General features: G+C 68.7%; 11 protein-coding genes. 7 read left to right on the top strand and 4 right to left on the bottom strand.

Annotated features, from left to right (window positions below; all coding sequences use genetic code 11):
- Positions 1 to 93 precede the first annotated feature (93 nt).
- Both IT359_10395 and IT359_10390 read left to right on the top strand, forming a co-directional pair.
- Positions 94 to 687, top strand: coding sequence for an HD domain-containing protein (locus IT359_10395; GenBank protein MCC6929387.1), 594 nt, complete (start codon positions 94 to 96; stop codon positions 685 to 687).
- Between the two features lie 37 nt (positions 688 to 724).
- Positions 725 to 1,162 (top strand): DUF1801 domain-containing protein, encoded by a 438-nt coding sequence (locus tag IT359_10390; protein MCC6929386.1) that lies wholly within the window; start codon positions 725 to 727, stop codon positions 1,160 to 1,162.
- A gap of 3 nt (positions 1,163 to 1,165) precedes the next feature.
- Here the strand turns inward: IT359_10390 and IT359_10385 are convergent, their stop codons facing one another.
- The 3 genes from IT359_10385 to IT359_10375 are packed head-to-tail and all read right to left on the bottom strand — an operon-like array spanning position 1,166 to position 4,903.
- Positions 1,166 to 2,524 carry a hypothetical protein gene (locus IT359_10385; GenBank protein ID MCC6929385.1) on the bottom strand — a complete coding sequence of 453 codons (1,359 nt, stop codon included), beginning with the start codon at positions 2,522 to 2,524 and terminating at the stop codon, positions 1,166 to 1,168.
- A 46-nt stretch (positions 2,525 to 2,570) separates the two neighbouring features.
- A complete protein-coding gene (locus IT359_10380) occupies positions 2,571 to 3,215 on the bottom strand; it encodes a gluconate 2-dehydrogenase subunit 3 family protein (GenBank protein MCC6929384.1) in 645 nt (214 codons plus the stop codon).
- Positions 3,212 to 4,903 (bottom strand): GMC family oxidoreductase, encoded by a 1,692-nt coding sequence (locus tag IT359_10375; protein ID MCC6929383.1) that lies wholly within the window; start codon positions 4,901 to 4,903, stop codon positions 3,212 to 3,214. Before IT359_10375 ends, IT359_10380 begins: the two co-directional genes overlap by 4 nt.
- 175 nt (positions 4,904 to 5,078) lie before the next feature.
- On the opposite strand from IT359_10375, the gene IT359_10370 reads away from it, so the two are divergent.
- Positions 5,079 to 5,345 (top strand): DUF2164 domain-containing protein, encoded by a 267-nt coding sequence (locus tag IT359_10370; protein MCC6929382.1) that lies wholly within the window; start codon positions 5,079 to 5,081, stop codon positions 5,343 to 5,345.
- Positions 5,346 to 5,424: 79 nt separating this feature from the next.
- On the opposite strand, the gene IT359_10365 is transcribed toward IT359_10370, so the two are convergent.
- Positions 5,425 to 7,614 (bottom strand): DUF2961 domain-containing protein, encoded by a 2,190-nt coding sequence (locus IT359_10365; GenBank protein ID MCC6929381.1) that lies wholly within the window; start codon positions 7,612 to 7,614, stop codon positions 5,425 to 5,427.
- 206 nt (positions 7,615 to 7,820) lie between these two features.
- Here IT359_10365 and IT359_10360 point away from each other — a divergent pair, with 206 nt between their 5' ends.
- The 4 genes from IT359_10360 to IT359_10345 are packed head-to-tail and all read left to right on the top strand — an operon-like array spanning position 7,821 to position 14,815.
- Positions 7,821 to 9,602, top strand: a complete 1,782-nt coding sequence (locus IT359_10360; GenBank protein ID MCC6929380.1) for a hypothetical protein — start codon at positions 7,821 to 7,823, stop codon at positions 9,600 to 9,602.
- Between the two features lie 2 nt (positions 9,603 to 9,604).
- Complete coding sequence (locus tag IT359_10355; GenBank protein MCC6929379.1) at positions 9,605 to 11,257, top strand: hypothetical protein; 1,653 nt, start codon at positions 9,605 to 9,607, stop codon at positions 11,255 to 11,257.
- Between the two features lie 29 nt (positions 11,258 to 11,286).
- Positions 11,287 to 13,896, top strand: coding sequence for an ATP-binding cassette domain-containing protein (locus IT359_10350; protein ID MCC6929378.1), 2,610 nt, complete (start codon positions 11,287 to 11,289; stop codon positions 13,894 to 13,896).
- Complete coding sequence (locus IT359_10345; protein ID MCC6929377.1) at positions 13,859 to 14,815, top strand: substrate-binding domain-containing protein; 957 nt, start codon at positions 13,859 to 13,861, stop codon at positions 14,813 to 14,815. Before IT359_10350 ends, IT359_10345 begins: the two co-directional genes overlap by 38 nt.
- Positions 14,816 to 14,878: the final 63 nt, after the last annotated feature.

Genomic DNA, 14,878 nt, shown 5'->3' with positions numbered 1-14,878 from the left:
CGATGCAATATGGCATGACGTCCCCTCGCCGGCTGGCGCGCGGCGTGCTAAGCTCGTCCGACGTTCGACTTACCCGTACCACGCCGTAGACGCATGCAGGAGATCGTCGACTTCATCCTCGAACTGGACCGCCTCAAGGGGGTCACGCGCAAGACGCGCCCGCTGGGACTCGATCGCTACGAGAACTCGGCCGAGCACAGTTGGCAGCTCGCGCTGCTGGCCATCTCGCTCGCGCACCACGCCGATGCGCCGGTGGACATCCACCGCGTGGTCTTCATGCTCCTGGTGCACGACGTGGGAGAGATCGAGACCGGCGATACGCTGGTGTACGCCGAGGGCGGGTGGGAGGAGCGCAAGGCCGCCGAGCTGCGTGCGGTAACGCGAATCTTCGCCCTGCTCCCCGACGGGCGCGGCGAAGAGCTGTTGCAGCTGTGGCGCGAATTCGAGCTGGGCGAGACGGCGGAGTCGCGCTTTGCCAACGCCGTCGATCGCGCGATGCCGGTACTCCTCAACCTGGCCAACGATGGGCAGAGCTGGCGCGAGAACGGGATCACGCACGAGCGCGTGGTGGCGCGGGTGGGACCGCAGGTGAACGCGGGATGCCCGGCGCTCTGGCGCTACCTGGAGCGTCGGCTCGAGGCGGCGCGCGAGGCCGGGTGGTTCGGCAGCGCGTCGCCCGTCGGTTGAACCGTCGCCGTCACGTCCCTTCCACGGAGGCACCTCCATGCCCGCCAGACGATCGGTCGCGCGCACGACGAAAGCCGCTCCCCGACCGCGCGTCGAGGAGGAAACCGTCGACGCGCTCCTCGCAATGCTCGTACACCCGCACAAGTCGGAGATCCTCGCCCTGCGCGCCGCGATTCTGGCGGCACATCCTGACATTCGCGAGGGCGTGAAGTGGAACGCCCCGAGCTTTCGCACGAGCGAGTGGTTCGCCACCATCCACATGCGCTCCAAAGAGGGCGTGCAGCTCATCCTGCATCTCGGCGCACGGCCAAAGTCGTCGAGCACCGAAGGCCTCGTCATCGACGACCCCCATACGCTGCTGCAGTGGCTCGCGAAGGACCGGGCAACGATCGTCTTCGCGAGCATGGCCGAGCTGGAGGAGAAGCGCGAGGCGCTCCAGCGGCTGGTGCGGGCGTGGATCGCGCACGTCGGCTGACCGCTAGCCGATCGGCGCCGGCACGTAGACGGCGTAACCGCGCGGCGGCGCCCAGAAGTCGGCAGTCCCGGCCACGTCGGTCGTCTTGACGTTAGGCACGCCGGGATCGGCCGTCGAACCCCAGGCCTTCGGCACCATGCGCGTTTCCGCAAACGCCGTCGCCACCGTGGCGCCACGCCAGGCACCGGTGCCGTTGTTCATCACGAGCACCAGCCCCCCGTCGCCCTCCAGCCCGCGCCGCTGCATGACGTACAGGCCATCCTCCACGTGCAACACGTCGCTGGCGCCCTTGGCACTTGCCTCGTGTATGCGCACCAGCGCCTCGATCCCGTCGCTGCGCCCCGGTCGCTCGAGCTCGAAGTTGAAGTAGTCCTCCCAGAAGACGCAGGGATAGCCCTCATGCGTGAGGATGTAGGCGTAGGCGAGCATCTTGTCGCGTACGATCGGGTTCTCGCGAATGATGTCGTGGTTCTCGACGAAGGTCACCGCGCGCGCCGGGTTCCAGGCCAGCACCGTTCCGCCCAGGGTGAGGTCACGCATGGAGAACATGTCATCGCCGCACAGGCGCGACAGGCGGCGGCGCAGCGGGAAGTCGAAGGCGGCGACCGGATTGTCGTTCCAGAAGTTCGCACCGTCGAGGTAGGTCTCGATCTTGTCGAGATCGTCCTCATCCCAGAACTCGACGACGCCGAACGGCTTGTAGTACTGGGGCCCTACAGCGCGATAGCGGTATTCCTGGATGGCGGTGATGAGCCAGGCGCCGCGCCCCGTCTCGCCGAACCCCTTCACGAAGTCGTAGCGGAAGCCGTCGAAACCGATCGTCTCGACCAGCCACTCCGCGTACTCCATGATGGCCGAGTAGACGCGCGGGTTGCGGTGACACAGGTCGGGAAAGCCGGCAAAGGCGCTGTCATCCATCGACTCGTACTCCGAGGGATGGAAGCAGTTCCAGTCGCGCGGGAAGCGCCCGCTCTTCGGCGTGAACCTGGTCCACCCCATCTGGCCGGTGATGGGATTGAGCTCCTGCGCGTCGGCGCCGCTGCAGTGGTTGAGCACGAGGTCGGCGTAGACGTCGATGCCGTGCGTACGCGCCGTGGCGATCAGCGACTGGAGCGCGTCGCGCGAGCCGAACCACGTCTCGACCGAACCCTTCTGGTCGAACTCGCCGAGGTCGAAGTAGTCGTAGGGGTCGTACCCCATCCCGCCGGCGTTCATCCCCTTGCCTGGCGGCGGGAGCCAAAGGGCGGTGAAGCCTGCTTTCGCGAGTTTGGGGAGTTCGCGCTCGAGATGCGGCCACCACGCCCGTTCGCGCTGTTCACGCCCCGGACAATCCCAATAGAACGCCTGCAGCAGGACTCCCATACCGTACCTCAGCTCCAACGTTCGAAGTCACTTCATCGCGCGCGCATCAGCCCCACGCGCTCTGGCCAGGCTCCAGTGTGGTGCAACCGATCCACCGCCCGGGAACGGCGACCCAGCGCAACGCCTGCGTCGCACCCACCTCGGAGCTCCAATACGCCTGGGCAATGACGGCATACGCCGGGGAAAACCAGTGTGCCCGGTTGTGCGGCGTGGCGGCGGCGTCCTCCTCGGCCAGGAGCGTGAGGCGCTGCTCCGGCGCCAGCGCGAGGAACGGCGTGCCATGCCGTGACTGGCAGCGCACGAGGAAGCTATCGAGCCCATCCAGCAGCAGTCCCCGGTCCTCGTCGCTCCAGCAGTCGTTCAAGATACGCGTCACCACCGGGGGAACGCCGGCCTCGATTGCGCCTGGCGAGTCGGGGGTGGTGGGAAAGATCGCCTCGGCGACGACGGCGAGCACCGCCTCGTCCGCGGGCGTGGCCTTGCGCGTCGCGGTCGCTCCGGGCCCCGCGGCAGTCGCGGCTGCGGACGGTTGGTCATCGCGGGCCCCGCGCTCGACGCAGGCAGCGAGCCCCGCCGGCAGCAACGACGCGCCGAGGAGGAGGCCGCCCGCCTTGAGGAGGGCGCGTCGATGTGCATCGCGCAATGGCGTGGCGTCCGCATCGCCGGGTCGCAGGGGCGCGTCGTCGCTCACAGGTTCCTCCGCTTGAGTTCTTCCACGGCATGATGCGCCGCGCGCGCCGTGAGCGCCATGTAGAGGATGGAGGGCGACTGGTTGCCGGTCGACGTCATGCACGCCCCATCGGTCACGAAGACGTTCGGGGCGGCGTGTAACTGGTTCCACGCATTGAGCATCGACGACCTGGGGTCGCGCCCCATGCGGCACCCGCCCATCTCATGGATGTCGAGCCCGGGGGTCTCGAGGTTCCGCGCGATCTGGATGTCCTTGCACCCGGCGGCCTCGAGGAGGCGCTGCGCTTGCTCCTGCCAGTCTCTCCCCAGCTTGCGGTCGTTCTCGTCGTAGTCGACCGAGGTCACGAGCAGCGGGATCCCCCACTGGTCACGCTGCGTGGGGTGCAGGCGCACGTGGTTTGTCTTCTTCGGGATGGTCTCCCCCTGGACGTACATGTACGCCTTCCACGGTCCGGGGCGTCGCGCACGCGCCTTGTGCTCGGCGCCGAGCCGGGTCGTGACGCCGTCGCCGCGCTCGCGCCAGGCGCCGACAAAGGTCGTATATCCGCCCACGAAGTCGGTGTCCTGCTTTCCCAGGTTGCGGAAGTTGACGAGGATCGCCTCCGTGGGATTGCGCCCGTAGTAGTAGCGTTCCTCGTTCCCGGGAAGCGTGGCGTCGGCACGCCACTGGTAGTTGTGGTGCGCGACGTAGCGTCCGAGCAATCCGTGGTCGTTCCCCAAGCCATGCGGAAAGCGCGACGACGTCGAGTTGAGGAGGATGAGGACCGAGTTGAGCGCCGACGCGTTGACGAAGATGATGCGCGCCGTGTAGTCGGTGACCTCCTTCGTGCGTGCATCGATCACTTGAACGCCGGTGGCGCGCCCCTTTCGTTCGTCGAAGCGGATGGAGTGTACGACGGCGTGGGGGCGGATGGTCAGCTTCCCGGTGCGCTGCGCCCACGGGAGCGTGGACGAGTTGGACGAGAAGTAGCCGCCATAGGGGCAGCCGCGCATGCACATGTTGCGCGCCTGGCACGTCCCGCGCCCCTGCTGCAGGTGAATCGGTTGCGGCTGCGACAGGTGTGCCCAGCGCCCCTGCACGAGCTTCCGGTCGCGGAACGAGGTTCGCCAGGCATTGCGCAGGTGCAACTCCCCGCAGTTGAAGTCGAAGGGCGGGAGGAACTCGCCATCGGGCATCGCCTCGACGCCGTCCCGTGCCCCGCACACACCGATGAAGCGCTCCACGTGCGAGTACCACGGTGCCACATCGTCGTAGCCGATGGGCCAGTTCATCCCGTAGCCGAGCTTCTCCGGCGCGACAAACTCATGCTTGCTCCATCGCTGACAGGCGCGCCCCCACGTGAGCGACTTCCCCCCCACCTGATAGCCGCGTATCCAATCAAACGGCTTCTCCTGCACGTAGGGATGATCGGCGTCCTCGATGAAGAAGTGCGCCGTGTCCTCGCCGTAGCCGGCCGCCTTGCTGATGAGGGGATTGGCCTGTCGCGCCTGCGTCGTGAGGGCGCCGCGATGCGGGAGCTGCCACGGCGCGAGTGTGGCAGTGGGATAGTCCTTGATGTGCTCCACGCTGCGTCCGCGCTCGAGGACGAGGGTGGTCAGCCCCTGTTCGCACAGCTCCTTGGCGGCCCAGCCGCCGGAGATGCCGGAACCGATGACGATCGCGTCGAATGAAGTCTCGGGAGCGGGCACGATGGGTGACGAGCGAACCGGGTGATCGGGCGTGCGATGGCGTCCCGGAAGTTGAGCGCAGGCGCCGCGGAGGGATAGCCTCGCGCCGGCGGCGAGCGGTAGACTCATGCAACGGCACGGGGGCACGCAGGTGTGACCCACGCCTGCCCCACGACTCACTCGCGCTCCAACGCCCGTGCCAATCGAACTCACCCCCGAAACGACCACGCGTGCCATAGCCTCGCTCCGTCGCTACTTCGACGAGCATCTCGACCAGGAGATCGGCGAACTCAAGGCGCGCATGATGCTGGAGTTCATCCTCAAGGAGATCGCCCCGACGATCTACAACGGGGCGATTGCCGACGCGCAGACGTACATGCGCGAGCGAGTGAGCGACCTCGAGGGGGCATGCGGACAGCAGGAATTCTCCTTCTGGCCGCGCTCGGTCCCGCGGCGTTCGTGATCCCAGGTCGCTCCCACCGTTTCGCGGGCTCCGAGAGCGCCAGCAAGAGCGTTTGTGCCGCGGAGCTGACGCGGCGCCCTTACCGAGCCTGCCCCCTGATCTTCTTCATCGCCGCCACCGCGTTCCATCGCACGCGCATGACCTTGGCCAGCTCCTCGAGGACCGGCATCGCCTCCTGTGCCCGCGGACCGATGGCGCCAAAGGCGTCGGCCACGGCGCGCTGGACGTGCGGATGTTGCGGCTGCGCTCTCCCAGCGGCCATGAGCTGGTCGAAGACGCGATAGGCGCGCGGTCCCTGCGCCGCAATCGCCCAGGCGCTCGCCATGCGCACGCCATCGTCGGGATCGGTGAGTCGCGCCGCGAGCGCGTCGATGGCCGCATCGTCCACGCCTCCGGCATCACGCAGCGCGAGCGCCGCGAGTCCGCGGACGACGTAGTCGTTGTCGCCCAGCGCCCTGGTGAGGTCGGCAACCGCCGGCCTCGCCGCGCTCCCCATCTGCGTGAAGGCCCACGCCGCGGCAACGCGCTCGTCAGGCGACGCGGTGAGCCCTGCGCGCAGTGCCGGCAGCTGCACCGCGCCGCGCGCCCCGAGAGCCCCGATGGCCCGCAAGCGGTCGGCGGCGTTGGACGAGAGCGTCGTGTCGGACTGCACGCCGCGCCGTTCGCTCGCCACGCGCTGCAGCACCAGTCCATCGAGTCCGAGAAAGTAGTTGGTGGAAGCCGCGTTCTTCCCGGTGCAGATGAACGACACGGTGTGCCGCCCCTTCGTGAGTCGTGGCCACCCCAGGACGCGATCCTCGCCGACAAACAGTTCGGTGTAGTAGGCGTCGATGGAGAGTCCCGTCCCCATGTTGGCGCCCGGTTCGTGCTCGAGCTCCGTCCCCGTCCCCGGCACCTTCCCGTCGATGAGGACGGTGTACTTCCCGTAGTCCGGCGCACCAGCCACCTGTGCAATCAGCTCATAGCGCCCATCCTCGGCGACATCGAACGGAACATCGAGGCGCGCGCCTTCCCCCTCGCCTTCGAAGAGGAGGATGTCCTTTCCCCAGAACACTTCCTTCTGCACCGAGACCTTGCCGCGCGTCCCGACCGCTTCGTTGGCGCGCTGCTCCACCTCGAGCTGCAGCGCGTTGCCGTGCGGGAGGCGCGCCGCGCCGTAGCCGGGTTCCGGTTGCCCCTGCGCGATCCCCTGCTGGTACCAGAAGGCGACAGTGCTGAAGAGGTCCTCGCGTTCCTCGAAGGCGCTCCGTACGGAGCCGTCGTTGTTGTAGGTCCACCCGGCGTGCTCGATGTCGAACGTCAGTTCGCGGGTGAAGGGGATGGGATCGGCAAGGTGCCAGCGATAGGCGGTCATGCGCGAGCCGAGATCGGTGCCGTCGGCCACCGTCACTCCGAAGTTGGGGCCGTTGTCGACGCGTAGCGACCAGGCATCGTTGAAGTAGTCCTCGGTTCCCGTCCCCTCGATGTTGGCGCGCCGCTTCCCATCGATGTAGAAGAAGTCGTCGCCCTCGCCGAACCAACCGGGTTGGTTCTGGATGACGCTGAGCACCGTTCCCACGTAGTGACCGCGCCCCTTGGTGTGGAGCACGGTGTACGGCGCGCCGAGCTTCGTGGGGAGCGCCTGACGATAGCGCGCGTGGAAGTATGGCGTGCCAGCGGGGAGCGACCTGTACTTCGACCAGTCGACCTGGTAGTACACATTGCTCATGCGCCGGCGCCCTTCGTTGGTGAGCGTCACCTTCGCCGAGCGCTGGAACGGCATGGGCCAGTACTCGTTGCGCGAGCGGCCGGCCGAGCTGTTGCGCACGATGGCCGAGTTGAGCGGACGCTCCATCCCGTGCCCCACGCCGAAGAAGTCGCCGATGGGCGCATCGACGCTGGGCGTGCTGCTGCCGTCGTAGTAGATGCGAAGCCGCAGCAGCTTGGGCCACGCATACTCGCTGGCCGCCACGGTGATCCACATGTGCGTGATGACGCCGGGGCCCTTGAGGTCGGCGAGGATGATCGTCTCGCCGGGAAGGGGGCGCTTGCTGTCGTCGTTGCTGTCGAGGTCCGCGTTGTTGCTCGACGATCGATACGCCTCGAAATCGCGCAACTGCGTGAGGCGGAACGGATCGAGCGACGTCGGCACCTGCGCCGCCGCGGCGCTCGGCGTACCGATGGCGAGAACAGCAAGGGCGGCCAGCGCGGCAGCGCGGCGTGCACCGGCGCGGGACACGCTGGTGCTCCGACGCAGCGGGAGGACGACGGGGCGGCGGGGGCGCGACATGAGTGGCATGGGTGCAGTTCGTTAGGCCGACGTCGAGGACGCCGGAACATCCCGCACTCGGGGCGCGCTGGCTAGGGGTGGGGGCGCAAGGTGTGTGCGAGTCCGCTGGGCTGGCGGTGGTGCATGATGCCGCGGCGCACGCCGCCCGCCGATTGCCAGCCCCGAGGAGCGCCGGTACATTCGCGCGGCCCTCACCCCCTATTCGAATGCGGCCACGCCGTGTCGTCGTCTTCCTGACGCTTGTCGCCGCGCTCTGCGTGAGCTCGCCGGTTGCCGGAACAGGAGCGTTGCGGGGACAAGCGCTCCTCCCTGCCCCGACCGCCGCCGGACGCGCCTGGGTCGAGCGCACGCTTGCGTCGCTCACGCTGGAGCAGAAGGTCGCGCAGTTGGTTGTGAGCGAGATCAGCGGAACGTATGCCAGCGCCACAGACCCGCGGCTGCAACGATGGGTTGCGCTGGCCCGCGACCGCGGCGTGGGCGCCTTCGTGCTGTACGGCGGAACACCGCGTGACGTAGCGGCACTGACCAATACGCTGCAGCGCGCCGCCCGCGTGCCGCTCCTCATCACCGCGGACTTTGAAGGAGGGCCGGGGCAGCAGGTGACCGGCGCGACGGAGTTCCCCGCCAACATGGCCTTTGCCGCCATCGGCGACACCGCGCTGATGTACCGCGCCACCTCGCTCGCCGCGCGCGAGGGGCGCGCGATGGGGATCCACCTTACCTATTCTCCCGCCGTCGACATCGCCTGGCGCCCGACCAACCCGGCCGAAGGCGTGCGCTCGTTCGGCGGCGACCTGGCGCTGCTGGGCCGCATGGTGCGCGCCTATGTGCATGGCTATCACGACAACGGGATGCTTTCCGGGGCCAAGCACTTCCCGGGGCGCGGCGACGTGGAGGTAATGCCGTCGCGCCCGGACTTCACCTGGAACGCCAAGGGCACCGACGCCGTGCGCTCCCAGGAGTTTGTCGCGTTCCGCCACGCCATCGATGCCGGCGTGGACTACGTGATGACGGAGCACATCGCCGTGCCGTCGATCACCGGCGGCTCGGACCTCCCGGCCTCGGTTGAACCGAAGCTTGCGCGCCAGTGGCTGCGCGACTCGCTCGGCTTCAAGGGGATGCTCACCTCTGACGACCTCTGGTACGATCACGTGATCGCGCGCTTCGGGGCGGAGGAGGTCGCGATTCGCGCCTTCGAGGCGGGGCACGACCTGGTCCTCAAGCCGAGGGACACCGGGAAGACGATCGACGCGATGGTCGCCGCGGTGCGCAGCGGGCGCATCAGCGCCGCGCGCATCGACAGCACGGTGCGGCGCCTGTTGACGCTCAAGGCCCGGCTCAACCTGCAGGTGCAACGCTACGTCGACGAATCAAGGGTTGCGGCGCGCGTCGGGACCGCCGAGCACCTGGCGGTGGCGCAGGAAGTCGCCGACCGCTCGCTGACGATGCTTCGCAACGACGGCGTCGTTCCGCTCAAGCCCGGCGCCACACCAAGGGTCGTCAACATCAGCGTGCAGAAGCTGGAGACCGATCCATCGCCTGCCATCCTCGCGACGAAACTAGCGGCCGCCTTCCCCGGTGCGCGCTCGTTCACCTTTACCCCGCGCATGGACTCGGCGGCGTACGCGGACGCGTGGAGCGCCGCACGCAACGCCGACCTCGTCATCGTCTCCCTCTTCGTTGCCCGCGACCGACTTGGCGACGCCACCCCCATTCGCGGTGGCGACCTCGCCTTCATCGAACGCATCATCGCCGCCAAGCCGGGAGCCGTCGTCGCGATGAGCTACGGCAACGTGCACCACATCCGGAAGCTCCCCTCCGTCGCCGCCTACCTGGCCGGCTACGGCGAACGCGGCTGGTTCGGCAACCAGGAGGTCTACTTCTCGTCGTTCATTCGCGCGCTCAAGGGCGACCTCAACCCCAAAGGGCGGCTGCCGGTGCTGGTGAGCGACACGTACCCGATCGGCAGCGGCCTCTCCTACCCGTGACCATGATCGATCGCGATATCGTGCTGGTCGCCAGCGGCGACTCGCGCCTGAGCGCCAACCAGGTGTGCTGGCCCGCGCAGGCGCAGCTCGAGACCACCGTCACCCGCACCTTCGAGCAGCTGCATCGTCGCGTGGTGCGGGGACATCGCTACGACGAGGCGCGGCGGCACGGCTTCATCGACGCTCAGGCGCGAGGGATGGAGGTGTTCCGCACCATCGACCCACACGCGCCGCTCATCGTCGCCGAGGCGGTGTGGCAGTACACCTCGCACGTGCTGGCCGGGCTCACCAAGCACCGCGGCCCCATCCTCACGCTCGCCAACTGGAGCGGGGAGTGGCCGGGGCTGGTGGGATTGCTCAACCTCAACGGCTCGCTCACCAAGGCGGGCGTCCCGTACTCCTCCATCTGGAGCGAGGATTTCACCGACGACTTTGCGCGTCACGCGCTTCGCGAGTGGCTGGAGCACGGCAAGGTCGTGCACGACACGTCGCACGCGCAGGCGATGTCGGCGGGGAGCTTCGCGCACGCCTTCGACGAGGATCGCGACGTGGGGGCCCAGCTTGGCGAGGAACTGCGTACACAGCAGGCCATCCTCGGCGTCTTCGACGAGGGATGCATGGGGATGTACAACGCCATCATCCCCGACCATCTGTTGCACGCGACGGGGCTGTTCAAGGAGCGGCTGAGCCAGAGCGCACTCCATGCCGCGATGCAGCGCGTCCCCGATCGCGTGGCGCAGCGGCACTACGCGTGGTTGCAGGGGCGCGGGATGCGCTTCGCCCTCGGTGCCGACGAGGCCACCGAGCTCACGCTCCGCCAGGTGCTGGAGGGGCTCAAGATGTACGACGCCGCCGTGCGGCTCGCGCACGACTTCGGCTGCGCGGCGATCGGGATCCAGTACCAGCAGGGGCTCAAGGACACGTGCGTCGCGTCCGACCTGGCCGAGGGGTTGCTCAATAATCCCGATCGCCCGCCGGTGGTCGATGACGAAGGTGCGGCACTTTTCGAGGGGCGCGCGGTGCCGCACTTCAACGAGGTCGACGAGTGCGCCGGCGTGGACGCGCTCATCACCGACATCACCTGGCGCTCGCTGGACATCGACCCGTCCAATACGCTGCACGACGTGCGCTGGGGGGCGCCGGTGCGCGAACGCGGCATCGACGAGTTTGTCTGGGTCTTCGAGATCTCGGGCGCCGCCCCGGCATCGCACTTCATTGGCGGCTACGCCGGCGCCACCGGCGAGCGGCAACCGCCGATGTACTTCCCCAAGGGGGGCTCGACGCTCAAGGGGGTGAGCCGCCCGGGCGAGATCGTCTGGTCGCGCATCTACGTGCAAGGCGATGCGCTGCACATGGACATCGGGCGCGGTGGGGTGGTGCGCCTGTCGGAGGGAGAGACGCAACGCCGCTGGGCCGCCACCACGTCGCAGTGGCCCATCATGCACGCCGTGCTCTACGGCGTGTCGCGCGATGCCCTCATGGCCAAGCACCAGGCCAACCACATCCAGGTGGCCTACGCACCGAGTGCCGAACTGGCGCTGCGCGCGCTGGTGCGCAAGGCGGGGATGGCGCAGGGCATGGGGATCCAGGTCAACCTGTGCGGCGACCTGCACGACACGCTCGACAACCATCAGCCACCGGAGTTCCACCGCTGAGTGCCGAACGCGACTCGCGCGAGGCGCGCATGACGGGCGGCGAGCGTTCGCTCATCGAGGCACGGGGGCTGGGGATCGGCTTTCCCGGGGTGCGCGCCGTGTCGCGCGTGGACTTCGACGTGCGTCCCGGCGAGGTGCACGCGCTGGTTGGGGAGAACGGCGCCGGCAAGTCGACGCTCGGCAAGCTCCTCACTGGGGCGCTGCAGGGTGACGAGGGCGAGATTGCCGTCGATGGCGTGGTACGTCGCTTCCCGTCGCCGCGCGAGGCGCTGGCGGCGGGGATCGCCGTCATCCCGCAGGAGTTGCAGCTGGTGACGTCGCTGGACGTGGCCGAGAACATCTCGCTGGGGATGGAAGAGCGCTCGGCGAACGGTCTGGTCGACCGCGAACGATTGAAGGCGCGGGCCCGCGCGCAGCTCGACGCCGTTGGTGCGGCGCACATTGCGGCCGATACGAAGGTCCGCGAGCTGTCGCCCGGCGACCGTCAGCTGGTCGCCATCGCGCGCGCGCTGGCCTGGGACGCGCGCTGCCTCATCATGGACGAACCGACCGCCTCGCTCGGCGCCGGCGAGGAGGCGCGGCTGGAGCAGGTGATCCGCGCGCTCGTGGCCCGGGGGACGGGGGTGGTGTACGTGTCGCACAAGCTGGACGAGATCTTGCGCCTGGCGGACCGCGTGACCGTGATGCGCGACGGAGAGCGCGTCACCACGCGAGCCGCGGCCGGGCTCAGCGCCCCCGAGCTCGTGCGACTCATGGTGGGGCGTGACATCGCCCCCGCCGCCCTGCCCCCCGTATCGCCGCTCGCGCGCGACGTGCTGCGAATCGAGGGGCTCTCCGTTGCACCTGGGGAGGGGGGCGCCGCTGCTGGTGTCGCCACGCTGCACGACATCTCGCTTCGCGTGCGCGCGGGCGAGGTGGTGGGGCTGGCGGGGCTCGTCGGGGCCGGCCGCACCGACCTCCTGCTCTCCCTGGTTGGTGCGCACAGCGGCAACGTGCGTGGGCGCATCTGGCTCGACGGGAAGGAATACCAGCCGCGCACGCCAACCACGGCGCGCGACGCCGGGCTCGTCCTCCTCCCCGAGGAGCGCAAGAGCGACGGGATCTTCCCGCAGCTCGGCGTCGACCGGAACATCACGATGTCGGCGCTCGAACGCGTCTCGCGCTGGGGATGGATTGACCGCGAGGGCGACGCGCGCGAATCGTCGACCCTCATGCGGCGGACGGGAGTGCGCGCGGCGTCACCGCACGTGGCCATGGGGACGCTGAGCGGCGGGAACCAGCAGAAGGCGCTCCTCGCGCGCTGCCTCTTCTCGTCGCCCAAGGTCCTCCTCCTCGACGAACCGACGCGCGGGATCGACCTCGCCGCGCGCGCCGACGTGTACCGCGAGCTGCACGCACTGGCCGCCGAGGGCTTCGGCATCCTTATCGCATCGTCCGACATGTCCGAGGTGCTCACCCAGTGCCATCGCATCCTCGTCTTCCGCCACGGGCGCATCGTGGCGGAGTTCGAAGGGGACGAGGCGACGGAGGAGAAGGTGCTCGCCGCCGCTGCCGGGACCTCGAGCGAGGACGGCGGCGCGCCGACGGCAGGTGGCGGAGCCGACTCGTCAGGCACACACTCGTCAGGCACCCCCTCGTCAGGCACTCGCCGCCCACCCGCCACTCCGCCGGCGAGCCCCGCCGCCCGAGCCATCGCTCGCTATCGCGGCGCGCTGGGACTCGTCGCCGTCATCCTCCTCTCCATCGTCTTCTCCCCCACGCGCGGCGGGCTCCCGGTCTTCCTCGACCTCGGCAACCTCACCGACATCCTGCGACAGGTGGCCGAGAAGGGGATCCTTGCCGTGGGGATGACGGCGGTAGTGATCGCCGGCGGGATCGACCTCTCGGTGGGATCCATTCTCGCGTTTGGTGCGACGCTCAGCGCCTGGCTCCTCATGAAGCAGGACGTGGGACTCCTGCCGACGGCGATCGCCGTAGTCGGCGCCGGCGCGCTGTGGGGGTGGCTCAATGGCGTCGTCGTCGCACGCTGGAAGCTCCCCGCCTTCATCGCCACGCTGGCAACGATGAGCGCGGCGCGTGGTGCGGCGCGCTATCTCAGCGGCGGAACGGCCATCCCGCTCGGCTTCGGCGACGGCGGCGCGCCAGAATCGGTCCGTGCCCTCGCGGCGCCGCTCCTTCATTATGTACCGGCACCGGCGCTCGTCTTCGGGCTCGCGGTGGTGCTGATGCACCTGTACCTCGCGCGGACGCGCGGCGGGCGGTACCTCTACGCCATTGGCGACAACGAATCGGCGGCGCGCCTGTCGGGGGTGCGCGTCGGCTGGCACACGGCGACCGTCTACGTCATCTCGGGCGCGCTGGCCGCCCTGGCGGGGCTCGTCCACTGCGCGCAGTTGGAGCAGGGGAACCCGAACGACGGCGTCGCCTACGAACTGGACGCGATTGCCGCGGTGGTGATTGGCGGAACGTCGCTCAGCGGCGGGACGGGAAGCGTGGCCGGCACGCTGATCGGGATCCTGACGATCGGCGTCATCAACAACAGCATGGGGCTCAACAACGTCGATGCGAACCTCCAACTCATCCTCAAGGGCGTCATCATCCTTGCCGCGGTCTGGCTCCAGCGCCGGCGTTCGTCGTAAGGCGCGGGCCCTTGTTCGCGCGCTTGGTGCGGCGACGCTCCTGCTCGTCGCCGCCTGCGGGAAGGAACAAGGGACGAAGAAGCTCATCGGCTTCTCGCAGGCCAATCTCGGGGAACCGTGGCGCGTGGCGATGAACGCCGAGGTGGCCGAGGCAGCCAAGCTGCACCCGGAGTTCGAGGTCGTCTATGCCGACGCGCAGCAGGACAACGCCAAGCAGGTCGCCGACGTCGAGAACTTCCTGCGACAGAAGATCGACCTCCTCATCATCTCCCCAAACGAGGCAAAGCCGCTCACGCCGGTCGTGAAGCGCGCCTTCGAGGAGAAGATCCCCGTGATCGTCCTCGACCGGGAGATCGAGGGCGACAGCTACACCACGTTCATTGGCGCCAACAACCGCGACATCGGGAAGGCGGCCGGTGAGTTCGTCGCCAAGGTGCTCGCTGGCAAGGGCGACATCGTGGAGATCAAGGGGCTTCCCGGCTCGACACCGGCGCGCGACCGTAGCGAGGGGTTCCGCGAGGCCATCGCCAGCTTCCCCGGCATCAGGATCATCCACGACCCGGTCGCCAACTGGCTGCGCGAGGAGGCGATGACGCAGATGGAGGCGGCGCTCTCGGCGCACGCGAAGATCGACCTCGTGTACGCGCATAACGATCCCATGGCGATGGGGGCCTATCTCGCCGCGAAGGCCAAGGGGCGCGACGCGGCGATGAAGTTCGTCGGGATCGACGGCCTCCCCGGGCTGGACGGCGGGAAGCAGGCCGTGCAGGACGGCAAGCTCGCCGCGACCTTCGTCTATCCCACCGGGGGCAAGGAAGCCATCGAGATTGCCGCCAAGATTCTCGGCGGGGAGCAAACGCCGCATCGCATCACGCTCGGCACCCAGCAGATCACGAGAGAGGGGAGCGTCAAGCCATAGCCCGGCGCGCGGTGAGCGCGCGGTGAGCGCGCGGTGAGCGCGCGGTGGGCGCGACGTGAGACG

The organism is Gemmatimonadaceae bacterium (assembly GCA_020852815.1).
In the GTDB taxonomy this organism is placed as follows: Bacteria; Gemmatimonadota; Gemmatimonadetes; order Gemmatimonadales; family Gemmatimonadaceae; genus SCN-70-22.
Note: the sequence above shows the minus strand (reverse complement) of the source record. Positions and strands in the feature narration are given on the sequence as shown.